General features: G+C 34.4%; 14 protein-coding genes. 12 read left to right on the forward strand and 2 right to left on the reverse strand.

Features of this window, described 5'->3' with window-relative positions; all coding sequences use genetic code 11:
* Positions 1 to 98: 98 nt before the first annotated feature.
* The 9 genes from H5201_RS08205 (at position 99) to H5201_RS08245 (ending at position 10,440) form a co-directional block, all read left to right on the forward strand.
* Positions 99 to 2,468, forward strand: coding sequence for a hypothetical protein (locus H5201_RS08205; RefSeq protein ID WP_182784178.1), 2,370 nt, complete (start codon positions 99 to 101; stop codon positions 2,466 to 2,468).
* Positions 2,459 to 4,813 carry a hypothetical protein gene (locus H5201_RS08210; RefSeq protein ID WP_182784181.1) on the forward strand — a complete coding sequence of 785 codons (2,355 nt, stop codon included), beginning with the start codon at positions 2,459 to 2,461 and terminating at the stop codon, positions 4,811 to 4,813. The genes H5201_RS08205 and H5201_RS08210 overlap by 10 nt, the downstream gene beginning before the upstream one ends.
* Before the next feature lie 4 nt (positions 4,814 to 4,817).
* The gene (locus H5201_RS08215) at positions 4,818 to 5,339 is read left to right on the forward strand and encodes a hypothetical protein (protein WP_182784183.1); all 522 of its coding nucleotides are present in this window, start codon (positions 4,818 to 4,820) and stop codon (positions 5,337 to 5,339) included.
* Positions 5,340 to 6,734: a site-specific integrase gene (locus tag H5201_RS08220; RefSeq protein WP_182784185.1), complete on the forward strand. Its 1,395-nt coding sequence runs from the start codon at positions 5,340 to 5,342 to the stop codon at positions 6,732 to 6,734.
* A gap of 305 nt (positions 6,735 to 7,039) precedes the next feature.
* Positions 7,040 to 8,056 carry a hypothetical protein gene (locus H5201_RS08225; RefSeq protein WP_182784187.1) on the forward strand — a complete coding sequence of 339 codons (1,017 nt, stop codon included), beginning with the start codon at positions 7,040 to 7,042 and terminating at the stop codon, positions 8,054 to 8,056.
* Position 8,057: 1 nt separating this feature from the next.
* A complete protein-coding gene (locus H5201_RS08230) occupies positions 8,058 to 8,483 on the forward strand; it encodes a hypothetical protein (RefSeq protein ID WP_182784189.1) in 426 nt (141 codons plus the stop codon).
* Position 8,484: 1 nt separating this feature from the next.
* A complete protein-coding gene (locus H5201_RS08235; protein WP_182784191.1) occupies positions 8,485 to 9,309 on the forward strand; it encodes a hypothetical protein in 825 nt (274 codons plus the stop codon).
* A gap of 197 nt (positions 9,310 to 9,506) precedes the next feature.
* Positions 9,507 to 10,061, forward strand: a complete 555-nt coding sequence (locus H5201_RS08240) for a hypothetical protein (protein WP_182784193.1) — start codon at positions 9,507 to 9,509, stop codon at positions 10,059 to 10,061.
* Positions 10,051 to 10,440, forward strand: coding sequence for a hypothetical protein (locus H5201_RS08245; RefSeq protein WP_182784195.1), 390 nt, complete (start codon positions 10,051 to 10,053; stop codon positions 10,438 to 10,440). Before H5201_RS08240 ends, H5201_RS08245 begins: the two co-directional genes overlap by 11 nt.
* A gap of 593 nt (positions 10,441 to 11,033) precedes the next feature.
* Here H5201_RS08245 and H5201_RS08250 read toward each other — a convergent pair.
* Positions 11,034 to 11,246 carry a helix-turn-helix domain-containing protein gene (locus H5201_RS08250; protein WP_182784197.1) on the reverse strand — a complete coding sequence of 71 codons (213 nt, stop codon included), beginning with the start codon at positions 11,244 to 11,246 and terminating at the stop codon, positions 11,034 to 11,036.
* A 97-nt stretch (positions 11,247 to 11,343) separates the two neighbouring features.
* Here H5201_RS08250 and H5201_RS08255 point away from each other — a divergent pair, with 97 nt between their 5' ends.
* From H5201_RS08255 to H5201_RS08265, 3 genes are all read left to right on the forward strand, one after another.
* On the forward strand, positions 11,344 to 11,880 hold the full coding sequence (locus H5201_RS08255; RefSeq protein ID WP_182784199.1) for a hypothetical protein: 537 nt from the start codon (positions 11,344 to 11,346) through the stop codon (positions 11,878 to 11,880).
* Between the two features lie 181 nt (positions 11,881 to 12,061).
* The gene (locus H5201_RS08260) at positions 12,062 to 13,975 is read left to right on the forward strand and encodes a DNA topoisomerase III (RefSeq protein WP_182784201.1); all 1,914 of its coding nucleotides are present in this window, start codon (positions 12,062 to 12,064) and stop codon (positions 13,973 to 13,975) included.
* A gap of 49 nt (positions 13,976 to 14,024) precedes the next feature.
* The gene (locus H5201_RS08265; RefSeq protein ID WP_182784203.1) at positions 14,025 to 14,720 is read left to right on the forward strand and encodes an FRG domain-containing protein; all 696 of its coding nucleotides are present in this window, start codon (positions 14,025 to 14,027) and stop codon (positions 14,718 to 14,720) included.
* A gap of 291 nt (positions 14,721 to 15,011) precedes the next feature.
* On the opposite strand, the gene H5201_RS08270 is transcribed toward H5201_RS08265, so the two are convergent.
* Positions 15,012 to 16,709, reverse strand: a complete 1,698-nt coding sequence (locus H5201_RS08270; RefSeq protein WP_182784205.1) for a hypothetical protein — start codon at positions 16,707 to 16,709, stop codon at positions 15,012 to 15,014.
* Positions 16,710 to 16,989: the final 280 nt, after the last annotated feature.

Genomic DNA, 16,989 nt, shown 5'->3' on the forward strand with positions numbered 1-16,989 from the left:
TTTAAAATAGTTTTAATTGAATTCTATGCCATTATGTTAATTGACAATTGTCAAAGAAAAAATCTTAACGTGCAAATCAAATATATAGGTTTACGACTATGAATCTTGTTGCAATTGAAGGCTTTTCTTCTGTAAAAGATGTACTTTCAGAACCACTGAAAAAGTTAATTTTAGCTAAGAGCGAAGAAGGGGGGTATGCAAAGCTTTCTAATGTGATACTGAATATTTATGCAACTTTTGTTGATACTCAATGTTTAAGTGTCAAGCATGTTATTAATTACTCGGCTATTGATGTTTTAAATGATGAAAAAACCTTTCAAAATCATTTTTATCTACTTATAGGTTTTGTGTATGAGGAATTTAACGAATTTAGTAACGCGAGAAAATATACAATAACATTAAAAATCGGTAAGTTATTTTCAAGCATTGCATTAGATTTAAGTTTTCATACCTTTAATCCTTCAGTAGTTTTACAAAATAAAATTTCAAAAGATGCCATGAGTTGTATAGAACGATATAAGGCCTCTCCTCAAAATATAGATAAAATTAAACTGTTTTGTGGTTGGAATGTAACAAGTAAATTTGGTGATATGTACTTTATTCATTTGGAAACTATTCATGCTACTTATGGACCAACATTTACAAATGAAGTCTTACTGGCAATTCAGAACTATGGAGCTAAACAAAAATCAACGTCCTTATATAGAATTATTGGCAATATAATGCCTTTGCTCAACACTATTGCTAGATTGTATCCAAGTGAAGTAAGGATTAGAGAAGCACTATCAGAAAAACAAAGCAACAAAACATTCCTAGCTGTTTTAGGATGCATGATTGCAGATCAAAGACTTGCGGGTAATTCTATTGAAAACTTTTTGAATACAGTTTGGACCCAAGCAATTAATGTTTATATGAAAATTTTTGTCGACACTAATTTTTTTGGATTACCACAATTTGAAATTGTAAAACCAAAGTATAAAGTACAACCAAAAAGTAGTTTTTCAGTATCAACTGGTGGTGGATTAAATATAAAAAACACTCAAAAGCTTCTTTCAGGGATACCATTATCTATATCTGATAGTGAGGCAATAGAGGCTATCGCGTCTCGTATTAATCGTGATATTGAGCATATTAAGTTAGTTGCACTAAATAGAGTGGAGGAGCTTGTTTCCCGCCGGAAGCGCAATAAAGTATTTATTAATGAAGGAGTGGTAAGAAATTTCCCAGCCTGTAACTCTGGAACCAGTGCTCCTGTTGGGGTTGATAATTTACCTAATATAGTCGCTACATTTGAACACTATAAATGGAGCAAACCCTTACATAACTTCCCCATGACTCTTCAGGCTCCTGCGGACTTCTTAGTTCGGGAGTTAAATATACCCACTAGTACAAATATTTTATGTTTTTTAACTTTGTTAATCATCGAGCACCCCCAAATAACCCCCTCATGGATTGCAAATTGGGAGTTATTTAATCGCGATGGAAAAAAAGTAGGTTTCGTACAAGTAGGAAGTCAATATGCGATTGTCAGCTGTAAAATGCGTAAGGGAGTCAATAATGCTGAGCAGATTCTGATACTTAACGATAGATCAATTAGTATTGTTAAAAATCTTATTGAATATACTGATATTGCAAGGCAATGGTTAAAGCGCCAAGGTGATGATAATTGGAGATTTATGTGTTTACATTGCTTATCTATTGGCTCAAAGCCTACAACAATTGCATATGGCAACAGGAAAAAAATACAGCCCTTACCTCAATTTTATGCTTTATTTGATCAAGCTTCTCTTAATAAGAAAGGAGAGGTTATTTTATCAAAAGAAGAAGCTAATGATTTAGCGTGTAATATCAATCTGCGGCCAATTAGGTCGAGTCGAGCTCTACAAGTTTATTTTGAAACATATTCTGTTGTTGCTATGTCTGAAGCGTTAGGACATAAACAATTAAAGCCTGATTTACTAAGTAGTTATTTACCTGATGTAATACTTGAATATTTTAATAATAGGTGGATTAGAATTTTTCAAAATGCAGTTATTTGTAAAGCAATGAAACATTCACCATACCTAAGTAATGCAGCAGATTTAAGTGTAAATGAGCTTGATACTTTTATGACAAATCATGGTATTGGTGATCTTCCTGAGCACCTTTACAAAGGTAAGCAAGTTGCAACAAGTATAAATGCTGAACCTGATGAGATAAAAGGAGATTTTGATAAGCTAGTCATACCATTTTCTATTCCCCTCATTCAAGTTCTGACAGCCATAATTACTGTAGTGGAATCTTCTACTGAAGAAGTATCTGATTTTTTTATTAAATGGTATGAGTCTGCATGTTTTTTAATAAAACAATTAGAAATAAGTGTAGGGGAAAAAGCTAGTTTTGTTTCAAAGGAAATTGAATCACTTTATAAAGAAGCTAAAGCTAACCCACTTTGCCCATTTAAATTCAAGGATGCACTATGTCATTAAGGCTTGTTAGTCATTCAAAAATATTATCTAACATTATAAATAGAAAGCAAAAATTCAATGAGTTGAGTGCGTCTGACATGGAAAGTGTTATCAAACTTGCATCAACAGATATTGATAGACAGCATTTTTTTGAGTCAGTTTTAAATGAAAATACGACTCTGTTAGATAATGATAGTAGAAAGCCATATTGGTTAGACAATAACTTTGAAGCTCCTGATTGGATATTAAATTTATCAGAATCACCAAAACATATCCATTGGGGAGAGGTTGTTTTATCTGACGGGAATAAGCTAACAGATGAAATACATAGGCCATTACTTAATACTTTTAAAACTTGGATACTAGCTACAGATGACCCATTAGTTAATGGGGGGAAATTCTCAAAAAAAATCACTGTTAAAATGAAAGTTACATTAGTGGTTAGCTTGATAAATGCAATATTAATAAACGGAGATAAAATAGGCTTAGCGAAGAATCACCTGTTCTCTATTAATCGTGATTTTATTATGTCTATCATTAACTCATTAGCATCTGCAGGTAGTAGCGAGGGAATTTATAGATATTCATCAAGAGTGAAATACTTCATTGCTACTCACTGCAATACAATCACCAAAAAAGAAGTTGATATATTTAAGAAAAAGTATCCTGTCGTTATGAGGGATATTCAGCCAGAAGAAATGCTTCTGGGTTTAAGCATTGAAGAACGGTTGAGAGTATGTTGTTTCTTAAAAAGTAATGGACACTATTCAAGTAGCCTCAATATGAATCGAAAGTTATCTTTGCTCATATATTCAGGAAAGATAATTAACCCATCAGATGTATCTTTTAACGCACTAAGTGAGCTGCAATTAATAGTCAAAAACCCAACCGAGTTTTTTGCAGTACCGGTTAGTGCCGACACAGAAGAGTTTTCTGATAGATACATTAGCCGGGTTCTTTCTGCTTTTCGATTGATATTATCGTCCAATAGTAACAATGATACTGCAAACATCTCGGATGACGCGTTTAGGGATATAAATGCGAGAACAGTATCACTAAATACTAAAGTCTATTCTGCAGGTCGTTATTTATCTCTTCCTGCATCACTTGTATTTAGTTCCATAAAGAATGCATTTGAATTTTGTTTTGGCTATATGGACGATATTTTAGATTCTGTATATAACGTTCTGGACAATGCACCAAAAGAGAATAAGTCACTTTCTTCTGTTGACCGCATTAATGGTTCAAGTATTTTCGAGCGTTGGAGAAATGTTGAAATACTTAAGTACATATCACCAGCACTTATTGATCTAGGTGTTGAATGTTACACCTTGAGGGGAAGTAAAGTCGGGCTAAACTTCGAGGATTTGAGGGCAAATAAAGGTTTGATTGAACTCCACTCTGTATTGATGGGAGCGATTCAAGTTTTAATAGGCGCGATAATGGCTAGACGAATTGGTGAGCTTATTACACTCAAGCCAGTTGGGAATTTAAGTCACTCCGCGTCTATAGTTTCCAACAGTAAAAAGTTTGTCGACCCTAACTCAATTGAAGGACAGAGTTTAGAGTATAAGCTCATTTTTATATTGAAAAAGTCAGGAAGTGGTGGCGAACATGGTGAAAATAAAGTAATTGAACGACCTATACCTCGCGCGGTTGCAGGGTTTATTTTTAAACTAGAGCGCTTTAATCAAAAAATAGCAGATTCAGAAATACAAAAAGAAAAAATGTCGCTGTTCAATTATGTAAACCCTCAAAGGTTTAAGCTAAGTAAGTGCAATGTATATTCATATAACCTAGCTTCCGATCTGTTCTGTGATTACTTTGAGACGGATTGTATTGAGTATAAAGGAAGTAATCGGCGATATTATATTCGTACGCATCAACTTCGCCGCTTTTTTGCAATGGTCTTTTTCTGGTCAAAAGGTTTCGATGGGATTGATGTTCTTCGCCATATGCTGGGGCATACAGACTTTGCTCATTTATATCACTATATAACAGAAAGTCTATCGGGTGAGGTACTTAATGGAGTTAAAGCAACTTATTTAGCCGAAAAAGTGCTTAATGACGATCTTGAAGATATTGATAAGCTGAGAAAAACAATCGCTAATCAATTTGGGGTTAACAAAGCAAATATTTTGTTCGATACAATATCGAATGTAGTAGAAGATTATAGCGATGGCTATGATACATCCCCACACATATCTAAACTAAAAAAACAGCAAGAACTCGAATCTAAAATCATTACATTACTTGAAATTAAGGCCATTACCTTTGAGCCCGAATTTTTTACTATTTCAACACGCGATGGAGAAACACAGGATTTTAACCTCGTTCTTCGCGTAAAAGAACTTGTTGAGGGCTAAAATTATGAATTCAAAAGATGCTAATGAACATAAAGTAGTCAGATCTCAAAAGCTACTAAAAGAAATAATTACGACTCCTGCTAATTTTATACATAATGAAAAATTACAAATAGCTCTTAAGTCACAAGGACGTTTTGCAAAATTTGACTTTCCTGAATATGAAATTTTACCTTGCTCATTGAATACATTAAAGACTGCTTCTGATGCTCTTTTAAATCGAGGTTTTATTGAGTTAGATGAGTTGAGAGCTAACGCTATAATTGCTATTGAGAAAGCTAAAGTTAGCACTGTAGCCAACACTAAAACTCGGACAGGCTTAAAATATAAGGTTGCCGAATTAAAGGAAAAAAACCTTATTCTGATGAACCGTCATAGTGAGATGAGGAATGTCGTATCTCTCCTAAAAGCTGAGCTTAAAAAAATTGCAGTAATTGAAACTGAAGAACAGCGACTTGAGCAATATGCTTTTATTACGAAGAAAACGGACGCAATGCTTAGTTTAGGGATCTTTACGGAGAGTAAATAGATGGCTGTTTCAATCATCAATGAATATATGTTTTTTTCCTTTTACGATATTTTTGATGAAAAAGGTATTACAAAAAAAATAACTAATATGCCCTTTGTCACTTATCCTAATGATGTACCTTGTGATGAAGTTAATATTTTTTTGAGAAAAATTTTTGAAAATGGTTCGGCTAGAGTTTCAACGCTTACATCTTATGCATATAACCTTATTCATTTAGTTGATTTTTGCTATAAGAATAAATTGCCGTTTCACCGCCTGACTGACAGTTCATTCACTTTATTTGTTCAGGGTCTACAAGCCGAAAGGAATACTTTTGGACAAGCAAAACGGGGAAGTAATAGAGTTCGAGATATTGCTACAAGATGCCTAATGTTTTTAGAAAGCGTTCAGATTGAACAAGATCTAAAAAATTTTATAGGGGAAGGTAATCAATATGCTATTAAAGTAAAGTTTAAAGAAACTAAAGTAAAGCTTGAAGGTAGGCCTGATAAATTTACTATTGTAAGAACTCATATTTCAATGCCTTCAGCTGAACCAAAAAGAAAAAATTATCCAGCATCTAACGACGATATGCTTACTGTTTGGAGCTATATTTGCAGGCTAGAAAATCGAGAGTTAAGGGAAAGAAATAAAGCTCTTTATCAGTGTCTAGAATATCTTGGTGCTAGACGCTTAGAGATCAGTTTAATAACTGTGCAAGATATAAAAGATGCAATATTAGCTGATGATGCTCCCAGCTTGAAAATAAATACAGTAAAAAGAGCTGAGGGTACACTACGCTATATCCCAATCCCGTCAGGTATATTGGCCAACATAAATCAGTACATTACAATAAGAAAAAAAATAATTAATAGAACTCTTAAAAAGCGTGGTTTAAAAGATCATGGGTTTCTTTTCGTAAGTAGTACAACAGGTAAACCTCTCTCAGAAAAAACAATTACCTCCCTCTTAAATGACTGGGCAAAAGCTGTAGGTATCAAAGGAAAGTTCCATCCGCATCAATTCCGCCATTCATTTATCACAAGAAAGCTAGTTGAGATAATCTTAGCGAACAATATCAACAACACTGATGACTTTAGGCGCACTCTTTTAAATCAAGAAAAGTTTAAAATACAACTTAAAGAATGGTCAGGGCACTCTAATATCTCATCATTAGAAACTTATATTCATTTGGCTTTTGCAGAGATTGTCGGCTATTCAAAAACATATAATGCAGTTCGCCTGAACGATGCAGTTAAGGCTATGGAGCAGACCCTCGCAGAGCTAGAAGGTAGGATTGCAAACAAGTCAATATTAACAACAGAGGCTCTCATAAAATTAAAGCAATCTATAACATATTTCAAAAATGACTTGCATAAATCACTTGATGAAGTAGCTCACGCAGAGCACGTCTAGTTAGAAGAGTTTGATAAGTTTAGGTTATGTCTGGTATGTATGAGCGAACCGGACGTTAAGTTTTAACTTTGACTTTCAGTAGGACATCTAAGTTTTTTAACAAAGTAAGCTATTTAATTACATCATTCTAAAACCTATCAGCGGTCACATTTGAAATGTGAACTCTTGTTTAAAATTATATTAATTTTAGCTAGACAGGATTTTTAAATGCATTGTAAAAACCTTGCTTATATGACTATAAAAAAGTTTCCTGTAAGGTTATAGTAGTTAAAATTTTTAGCTTTCAATATCATGGAATCGTAAATATGTCAGCAGGAGCAGCGTCAGCTATTCAACCAACTCAAATTTCCCATCAAGATAAAGTGATTACAGGACTTTTAGATACACAAGAGTTGGGATATTCCAACTACTTATTAAACAAGTCTTCCTTTTCAACTGCTGGTCGCTGGAATACCTTGAGCAATAATTTGGCCGATGATCTAAGTGTTGGCTGTACACTGCAATCGTTAGAATCTGTTGTTGACAGAGTTATTATTTCAGCGGATCACAGCTATCAAGTTGTTAGAATGTCCTTAAGTGAAGCCAAAAATATTCGTGATGCCATAAAGAAAGTTGATGTAAATTCATATAAGTCTATATATCGTGACAACTATCCAATGAAAACAGAATTTTTCTCAGGAGTTGTTTATCAAGTGGGTGAAGACTTATGTAAAATTACAGATATGGGTGATGGGTTAGCTTGCATTTTTAGCTCCGTTTTGAAAATTAAAAGAAATTCAAATTCCCCTTCAGAGTATCTTCAGAGTTTCCACACTGTATTTATCCCCCACAAATCTGAACGTCTTGAAATTCGCATATCAAATAAGATACCAGCTAGTCAAATCAACTCATCTTTTGAAAAAGTGGAAAGGGAGTTCATTAACGTTGTTGGACAGTACTTGCGAGTAGGTACTTTGAGGTCAGTCAATTCATTCAAGGCTATAGCGTCATTGTTTGACGATAAAACTGAGGGCAGAGTTCAGTATGCTATGATGACCACTAACGAAGATGGGGATGATGCAGACTTAAATGGCCGAGCTAGAAAAGATTACTGTGCTCGAAAGGTTGAGGTTTCAGATCAGGTACATAAGCATAAATATATTTGTAGGTACCTCCGCATCAGGTACGGCTATGGGAATAATATAGACATGGAGACAGAGCTATCTCTGACCCCACATAAGCGTGACTGGGAAAACGACGAGTGTTTATACTTCGGTATAAAACACCCTAAAAGCGCATTATTTCAATCAATTATGGTTGATAAAGTTTTATCTAGGTCTTGATATGCAAACATGCAGCCCATTAGAAAAACTAGTCCAGTCGGTAGAAAGTGACTTTAAAGATGATAGTGAAGCAGCTAATCAAAGTAAAATGCGCGCTTATTTACGTAACTTCATTAAGTATGTCAAAGAGCACCCTTCAACTAGCTACTATCCGATATCCAAATTATTTAAGGCATCGCAATGTGATTCCCCGAGTGAAGTCCTCCAAGTTACCAGTTATTTAACTTCAGATGATGTCGGCTTTTTATCAATCACGTTTTGCTACTTTCCATTGGACAGAGAAGATCCAATAGAAATTTCAGCTGAGGAATATTTTTATTCTAAGTCTAAAAGTGAGCCACCTGTGGATAAGGTCTCAGGGATAGAGATAGTTGAATTTGATCCATCTAGACTGGGTTTCTACTGTAATACGAAGGTAAATGGTTAGTATGACTAGTAGAAGTGAAGCTGATATCTTTTATAAAATCAATAATGATGCTAAGGCAGACAAAACACTCAGGCTCTTGGCAAGTCGTTACCACGAGATTTCTTATAATGATTTCTTAGATCTATTATTTGAGTATTTAGTAGAGTTTCTTGATGAAATAGAATCGCAGCCAGAGTCCTATACTGCAGCAGATGAAGATACTATAACGAGGTACATTGCATCTTTGCTTAAAGCAACTAAAGTATTTCAGGCATCATCACAAACCTATAGTGGGGGGGCTGTTGATTTGACTGTAAAGCTTAGGCAACATGAGTGGATTGCAGAAGCCAAAATAGCCTATTCAAACGATAAAATTTTTGAAGGGTTATTACAGCTTCTTACTCGTTATAAAAAGAGCGCAACCCATAAAGGACTACTGGTGTACGTGCAAGCAGGAACTTTAAAGGATAAAGTAAACTCATGGACGGGATACTTATGCCCTGAAGAAGGGGGATGGATAAATTATGTTGAGGTTAGCAAAAACCCAGAAAACCAAGATCTCATAAGAGAATTAATGCTCTCTTGTGGCGACTATAAAAAATTAGCCCATAATAAATTTGACTGTAATTTTTCTATCGATAATGGAATAAGAGTTGCTGTGCGAAACTTCTTTTTAGATTTGACTTTTAGACCTGCTGATATAAGTGGCAACAAAGCTAAAAAGCACCGCAAAAACAGAGCTATTAATGAATTGAAATCACTTTACTACGAGTATCTTCAGAACCCCCCAAAAGAGCTGGATACAGAAAAGGTACTGAAGTATTTAGAAATGCTTTGTAGGGAGTAAGGACCATGTGATTATTTACTTAATTCAGAGTCATACTATTTAATATTAGTAAGGCCTTGTTTAAAGAATGGATAATGCTCACCGATAAAGTTCGACATATCACATTGCCTTTTTACTTGGAAAGTTAATGTATAAAGAAACTCGATAGCTTATCAAAATGCTAGACTGAAAATAAAATTAAGGAGATTCATAAATAAATGAAAGAGTTATCTTTTAGTAATCTCCTTTGGGAGAGCACAGTAAAAAGTTGGGGGGGGATTCTTACTTTCCTAAGTTTTATTGGTGCATTTCTAGTTTTTTATTTAGTGCCCGAATCGACTAGTATTGAGTTGAAATACATTTTACCGGTTATAATAGTTGTTTTCTTTTTGGTTGTTGTTGCATTGAGAACTGCTTGGGTTGCATGCCAGGGATCAGATACAAAAATTCCTCGTGTTATGTATGTGAAAGATGCGCCAAAAGCCTATCAAGGCGCTTGTGCTTTATTTCTAGTTGAGCCAACACTTTTACTGTCTCATGATGCCATTATTTCTGTTTACTATCTGGAAGATGGTTTAGAAAGGCTTGTTGGTGTGGGTAAAGTAATAAATGTTCAAAACGACAAAAAAGTTCAAATAGTAATTACTGATAATTATGACTTTGGAGAAAAGTTAAGTCAAATTATGGCTAACTCTAATGATGAGTTAAAAAAATTGATTGTTAAAGCATCTGTGCCTAGCTTTATTTTAGAGGATATTTCCAATGGCAGATAATACACAAAAAGCTAATTATCCTGCATTAGTTGCAAGGGTTAATGACGAATACACCCTTATAATCAATCGAGGGTCAGAGCATGGCATAACGAAAGGAGACCACTTTTTAGTTTATTCTATTGATCCACAAGAGTTGAAAGATCCTGAGACTGGAGAAAGCTTAGGAAACTTAGAAGTTATCAGAGGTACAGGTACAGCAACTCATGTTCAGCCGAAAATAACCACTATCAAATCTAATCGTGTCGTTTCAAGAGGTCGCATAATTCGTCGCCAAACAGGACTTCTAGCATCACTGAGTGGTGAGGTTGTTGAAGAGCCAGAAAAAGAAGCTATGCCTTTCGATGATCCTAATGTAGGTGACAAAGTTAAGCCTGTTTAGACAAAATATTTTTGTTCTCAGATAAATTATTTGCTCTTAATGTTATTTTATTGGTAAGCAACGGCACTCTAGGTCGGAGGTGGATTTGAATAATATAGATATATTTAATTGTGAAACAATGAAGATATTTCATATTTGCTTAGAGCACTTTTCAATATCAAAAAATATAAAACCATCGAAAATTGGAATTAATGTTTCTGCTTACTTTGAAATTTCAAAAGATAATACGGAACTCTTTAACAACTTTACTCATATTGACGAAATATGCCAACATTATTTGTGGTGGTTGAGGGATGAGAATTATATTCGTATAAGTTCATCAAATGATGGATGGTACTTGCTCAATTGTTTTAGTAGAAAAAGGGCTTGTTATACTTAATCAGAAACCTAGCGTACTGGGAAATAAAAAGTCACTTAAAGATCTTTCCTTTACAGGTTTATCAACATTACACTCGATGTTACATCGAGTGTAATAACTGAGTTTTTCAAAACTGCTAGCTAACAACACAGCTAGATATATATGATCTTCAAATGACGTCAACCTATTGAGCGCTATATCAATCCCTCGGTGCAAAGCCCGCTTCATTATATTGCTAATTAGAAAATAATATCTCCACATTTACCCCAAGTGCTTCAGATAATGTTTTTACCTCAACATCAGTAACTCTTCTTACTTTAGATTCTATTTTCGCTAGGGTGCTTCTGGTAATATTCCATTTTAACAAATTACACTTAGCCGCTAATTGCTCTTGAGTCCAGCCCTTACTTTCTCTCACTTTTTTTACGTTTTCACCAACAATATTCATAGCTTTATCTGCTCCGCTAACGGAGCTTGATTGTCACAGAGAAAAGCCTTAAAATTGCTCCGCTATGGGAGCATGTTGATTTGGTGTGTTAAAATTTATGAAAAATATAAAAATGAGTGTACTTTTAGCAGAAATCTTAAAGAATAAAGACTTCAATAAATTCACCGTAATGAAGTTAAAAGATGAATATTTAAATCGCTCGGAGAAGGTTTTGTGCTCCAGTGAAGCGCGGAGGTATGCTTATAAGCACCTCATTAAACTAGTTAAACTTGGTGCTTTAACTAGGATCGGGGTGAAAGGTTCACACAAAATGGTATACAAAAAAACAGCTTCATTTAATGACGTTGTATTTATACCTGAGCTTGAAGAACAAAAAAAAGACATAGTCGTATTTGATAAGGAAAAGTTAAAGAGCAGTGCCATTGAAAAATTAGAAGAAGCGCTCCAAAAGCATAAAGCTGACATGATGGCTGCTATTGGTGAGTCAGAAGAGTATATTCGTTTAATAGGCTCCGTACCCGAGATGGGAGACTCTCTTACAGAGAAATATTATTTGGCTCGTGATAAAAGCGCTAAATTACTAGGGAAAATACAAGCAGTTGAAACAGTTATAGCTACTTATGGAGAAGTATAATTAAGCTTGGAAGACCTAGGTATGTTTAATAAATACCGTTTTCGACTCTTCAATATTTTGATGACAATGTAACAAAGCACTCTAAAAATTTTTTAATTAATAAGACAATATACAATCTCTGAAATACTGTTAATATAAACAGTACTTATCTAATGTAGGGTTTAGTTAATAAACATAAGAAATGAGATTATTTATTGCAGAAAAACCAAGCTTAGCGAGAGCTCTCGCCGAAGCACTACCTAAGCCATTAAAAAAGAAAGATGGTTATATAGAAGCAACTAACGGTGATATTGTGACTTGGTGTATAGGTCACCTATTAGAGCAAGCATCTCCTGAATTTTATGATGAAAAGTATAAAAAATGGGTTATTCAAGACTTACCTATCATACCTACTCAATGGCAGCTTAAGCCTAAATCTCAAACGAAAAAACAACTCACGGTTATTAAAAAACTAATTAAACAAGCAAATATAATTATTAATGCTGGTGATGTGGATCGTGAAGGTCAAATTCTTGTTGATGAAGTGATTAATTATTGTGGTGCCACTAAATCGAAGATCACTAACGCACAGCGATGTTTAATTAGTGATATGAATGAGGCTGCTGTAAAAAAAGCGGTTAATAATTTAAAACCTAATAAAGATTATATTCCTCTAGCTGTTTCTGCTTTAGCTAGAGCAAGAGCTGATTGGCTATATGGTCTCAACATGACTCGCCTGTGTACCCTACAAGGTCAAAAGTCAGGTTACCAAGGTGTATTGTCAATTGGTCGAGTTCAAACTCCTATATTAGGTTTAATCGTAAATCGAGATATTGAAATCAAAAATTTTGTCTCTAAATCATTTTATGAAGTCATAGCCAACCTTGAAACAGAGCAAGGTATCAAGTATCAAGGTAAATGGAAGCCTAGTGCCGCCTGTGAGCCTTATATGGATAATGAAAATAGGGTTGTATCAAAACCACTCGCTATGAATGTGATAGAACGTATAAACGGTCAATCAGGAAAAGTTGTTAAGGTTATTGAAGATAAAAAAAAGCAGCAAGCACCTCTGCTCTTTAGTTTGTCTGCTCTACAGATTTTAGCCGCGAAAGCGTTTGGCATGAGCGCAAAAAAAACACTTGATGTATGTCAGCAACTTTATGAAAAGCATAAACTGATTACCTACCCGCGCTCAGATTGTCAGTATTTACCAACAGAACACCTTAATGATGTCCAAAGTGTTATTAAGGCAATTAGCACTGTATCGAGTAAATCATCAAATATAATTAAAGATGCAGATCTTAGTATTAAAAGCAGGGTCTGGAATGACAGTAAAGTTGGTGCGCATCACGCAATTATTCCGACAGCAAGAAATAAAGCAACAGGAAGTTTATCAACGGATGAGCAAAACATTTATGAGTTAGTTGCACGGCAATATATAGCTCAATTTTATCCTGCTTTCGAGTTTCTTGATAAACAAATACATACCGAAATATCAGCAGGGTTATTCATTAGTAAGCAAAAAGATATTGTCATAAATGGCTGGAAGGATCTATTTCCTACCTCAGTGAAGAATAAAGAAGCTTCTGAATTTTCTTCAATCAATCTACCAAATGTGGCAGTAGGGGAGCTAGTTCAATGTTTAAAAGGTGATTTAATAGAGAGAAATACAACGCCACCTAAATATTTTACTGATGCAACACTGTTAGGAGCATTAACCGGTATATCGAGGTTTGTTACTGATGCCGCAATTAAAAAAGCTTTACGGGAAACCGATGGCCTCGGAACAGAGGCAACAAGAGCTGGTATAATTGAGCTTCTTTTTAATCGAGAGTATCTAACCAAAAAAGGCAAAGAGATACATGCTACAGAAGTTGGTATCAAGCTAATTACAGCGCTCCCCAAGCAAATATCACAACCAGATATGACAGCAATGTGGGAGTCACAATTAGAGTCTATTTCTACAAAGTCTATGAGTTACCAATCTTTTATAGGGGGAGTGCAGGGTAATCTTGAACTTCTTATTAGTGAAGTTAAAAATATTAGCTTCATGGGTTTGCCAACGACAACCAACAAAAAAGTATTTCGAAGAAAATCAAAAAAATGGAAAAAATAGCTATATAATAATTCGAAGTTACTATGTGCGTTATATTTTCGGGAAGGTTATGAGTGAAATTAGATGTATTTCAGAATTGCTTCAAGTGTTAGAGCCCACCCCATACTCTTTTTTTCGTGGTCAAGCTAACTTTGAATGGTCATTGGAACCGTCGCTAGCTCGCATAAAGCATCCAGAAAGCTGCTATTCAATGTCTCTCGGGAATTGGCTTGAGCTCGAATCATATTTGATTAGGGAGTTTCAAAAGTTCTCTTATCCTTATCTTAAGGATGAACCTCAAAATAAATTCGATTGGCTCGTTCATGCTCAACATCATGGCCTGCCAACAAGGTTGCTAGACTGGAGTGAAAATCCTTTGAAAGCACTGTTCTTTGCAATTGAAAATCGTGAGTACGATGAATTTAATGGTGCCTTACACCTATGCGCGCCAAAAGGAATAGCTCCATCAACACGTGACATTCATCAAGGGAAAGGCACTCAGTTTTTCTTTTCAAGCTACATTAATGACCGGGTTTCTGCTCAAGAAGGTGCTTTTTCAATACCATATTTAAATATTAAAGAAGTTGGCTTTTCCCATAATTTAGATATTGATACATCGAAACTTCTTGCATATAAAAAAGTTTTAATTCCAAAAGAGGCTAAACCGCAGTTACGACATGAACTAAACAAGTTGGGAATAAATCACCGAACTATCTATCCAGGTTTAGATGGAATTTCGAAGATGCTCAATGAAGGCTTTGGTTAAATAAATGTAAAGACTTAAGTGGAAATAAAATAGCTGGTTACATTTCGCTTTCTTACATATTACAAGCAGTGTTATTAGCCCGCTCAACTAGGCGTTAAGACTTATATAAACATGAAACCTCTGAGTTATGCTGTAGTGCAGAACTTATTTTGGTCACCGCTTTAGAGGAGACTTTAATATTCTGTATCAGGTTGTGTCAAAAATCATACAATTAACTGCTAATTATTAGAGTTCATCAAGCTTAGTAAAAAGTTGACACTACAGGCGATTCTATTCTCAAATCTAAAGGGTTTAATTTTTCTCATCAATATTTATATTAAATTCTAGTGAGCTCCACAGAGGTAAAGGGAAGTTTGTATTAATAGGGTATGTATATTCCCTCCCTTTTCTTTGTTGAGCCATAATGAGATTACTCGCATTTAATCTTCTTTTTCCAACTTTTTCAAAATTTACTAGTTTTTTTATCCGCTCTAAAGTAGGTTTAGTTTCGACGTTAACTGCCCATACTTCCATAAATGAGTTGGGTAGTTTACAGAAATCACCAGTCATGCCTTCTTTAATAATCCCCCAGCCACGCTCTTGCAAAAACTCATTAGCTTTTTTTAGCTTTTGCTCTATGTTTTCATCTCTATCATTATTTATAGAGAAGCTAAATCTACTTCCAAATGTTATGTCGATGAAGTGTTCAAATGGTACATCCATATATAGGCAGTTTTCTATAATACCTGTTGTGAGTAATGCTAATTCTTTGTTGTTTAATTTAGCGAAAATTGGGTATGAACCTCCATCAAATATCCCAATTTTATGTCTTATATCGAAAACAAGTATCGATGCTATAAGTCTTGGAATATCTTCAAATTTTCGAAATAGCTCTGTTTGGCAGTTTTGATACCAAGTACCGAGTGCACTAAAAGAAGTACTATAATCATCTGGAACTATAGCGTGACCTCTTCTATAGTTGGTATTTGAGCCAAGGATATTATCTTCTAGCTTCGAGCGAACTTCATCTACTATTGTATCCAATTGACCTAAGTTAATTAGATTTTTTAAGAAGTTGAGGTTGAAGTTCATATTAACCTCATTGCTTTCTACCGCTACTTTGCACAGTTCCTGAAATACAGTCTTATTTAGCTTTTCTCTAGGTTCTTCAAGTTTTGGTATAGTTACTTGCTTGAATGTTAATGCAACGTTATTAGAAATATGTTCCATGATTTTTGCTAGGAAATTTTTACTGACATCTTTGTTGTCTATAGTTGTTGGATATTCAGTTAAAAATACTTTGAGAGTGGTAATGTTTTTTATCTTTTGAGCTTCATATAATAAGTTACTATTTTCATTATCATTGAACCCATACCTTGAGTACTCATTACGTATATATTCTTTAAAGCTAGAAATAAAGGCCTTGACTAATAACTCTGTTTTAGATAATTGAGTAATATTGAGTAGTTGTCTAAATAGCTGTGTTGGTCTGTAGAGGGCTACATACATAGCGTAATGTGAGTATGTAGGGGAGGGTTGTCTTTGCATCATTGATGTGGAAGCGCCTGAAAATGATATTCGATTATTTTCTATTTGAGAAAGTAATAAGATTATTTTTTCTGGATTTTCTTCCTCTTTGCTTTTGAATAAAAGTTGCTTAGTTAACTTCATAACTCCATTGTTATTGTCTAGCATATTTAAAACAAACTCGAGAAGTTCAAAATCTGGTGAATCTTCTTTATAGTTTTCATTTGAACAACAAATTTTTTCAGTAAGCGCAATTAATTTCATCTTGGATAGAAAGCCTTCACACCCTTCATATAACTCGGAGTTGTAGCCGCGTTGCCGACAGTCTATAGCAAGCAATAAGACTTGTTCCCAAGCTAACTTTTGAGTGTTTATATAGTTTTTGATTAAGCTTTTACCGTCAATTTTAAATTCTTTATTTAATAATGAAAAAAATATATTTTTTTCTTCTTGATTGATGGTCTGCATAGAGTTTTCGGGCATAATTTAGAGTACCTTTTATTATCTTTTGTTGTTGGTTTTTTTTACTACTTTATATTATACGCTATTAATGGGTATCTTAGAATTATCACTTTAAACCATTGGTTACCCAAAATTGCTTTTTTTGCATTTTTATTGATATTTCATATGTTTGTGATACCCCTTTTTTTGTTGTAATTTCTATCTATGGGTTTTGTTTTGTTAAGTCTATTTAATATATATAGAGGTGAAATATGTCTAATGATAAAGGCGTTACAGGTACAGTAAACGTTACAGATACAGT

Source organism: Pseudoalteromonas sp. SG43-6 (genome assembly GCF_014164365.1).
Lineage (GTDB): Bacteria > Pseudomonadota > Gammaproteobacteria > Enterobacterales > Alteromonadaceae > Pseudoalteromonas > Pseudoalteromonas rhizosphaerae.

What these genes read in the sequence shown, in the direction of transcription:
- H5201_RS08245 (WP_182784195.1), top strand. Translation starts at nt 10,051, where the DNA reads ATGGCAGATAATACACAAAAAGCTAATTATCCTGCATTAGTTGCAAGG.
- H5201_RS08220 (WP_182784185.1), top strand. Translation starts at nt 5,340, where the DNA reads ATGGCTGTTTCAATCATCAATGAATATATGTTTTTTTCCTTTTACGAT.
- H5201_RS08260 (WP_182784201.1), top strand. Translation starts at nt 12,062, where the DNA reads ATGAGATTATTTATTGCAGAAAAACCAAGCTTAGCGAGAGCTCTCGCC.
- H5201_RS08270 (WP_182784205.1), bottom strand. Translation starts at nt 16,709, where the DNA reads ATGCCCGAAAACTCTATGCAGACCATCAATCAAGAAGAAAAAAATATA.
- H5201_RS08225 (WP_182784187.1), top strand. Translation starts at nt 7,040, where the DNA reads ATGTCAGCAGGAGCAGCGTCAGCTATTCAACCAACTCAAATTTCCCAT.
- H5201_RS08210 (WP_182784181.1), top strand. Translation starts at nt 2,459, where the DNA reads ATGTCATTAAGGCTTGTTAGTCATTCAAAAATATTATCTAACATTATA.
- H5201_RS08235 (WP_182784191.1), top strand. Translation starts at nt 8,485, where the DNA reads ATGACTAGTAGAAGTGAAGCTGATATCTTTTATAAAATCAATAATGAT.
- H5201_RS08250 (WP_182784197.1), bottom strand. Translation starts at nt 11,246, where the DNA reads ATGAATATTGTTGGTGAAAACGTAAAAAAAGTGAGAGAAAGTAAGGGC.
- H5201_RS08265 (WP_182784203.1), top strand. Translation starts at nt 14,025, where the DNA reads ATGAGTGAAATTAGATGTATTTCAGAATTGCTTCAAGTGTTAGAGCCC.
- H5201_RS08240 (WP_182784193.1), top strand. Translation starts at nt 9,507, where the DNA reads ATGAAAGAGTTATCTTTTAGTAATCTCCTTTGGGAGAGCACAGTAAAA.
- H5201_RS08230 (WP_182784189.1), top strand. Translation starts at nt 8,058, where the DNA reads ATGCAAACATGCAGCCCATTAGAAAAACTAGTCCAGTCGGTAGAAAGT.
- H5201_RS08255 (WP_182784199.1), top strand. Translation starts at nt 11,344, where the DNA reads ATGAAAAATATAAAAATGAGTGTACTTTTAGCAGAAATCTTAAAGAAT.
- H5201_RS08205 (WP_182784178.1), top strand. Translation starts at nt 99, where the DNA reads ATGAATCTTGTTGCAATTGAAGGCTTTTCTTCTGTAAAAGATGTACTT.
- H5201_RS08215 (WP_182784183.1), top strand. Translation starts at nt 4,818, where the DNA reads ATGAATTCAAAAGATGCTAATGAACATAAAGTAGTCAGATCTCAAAAG.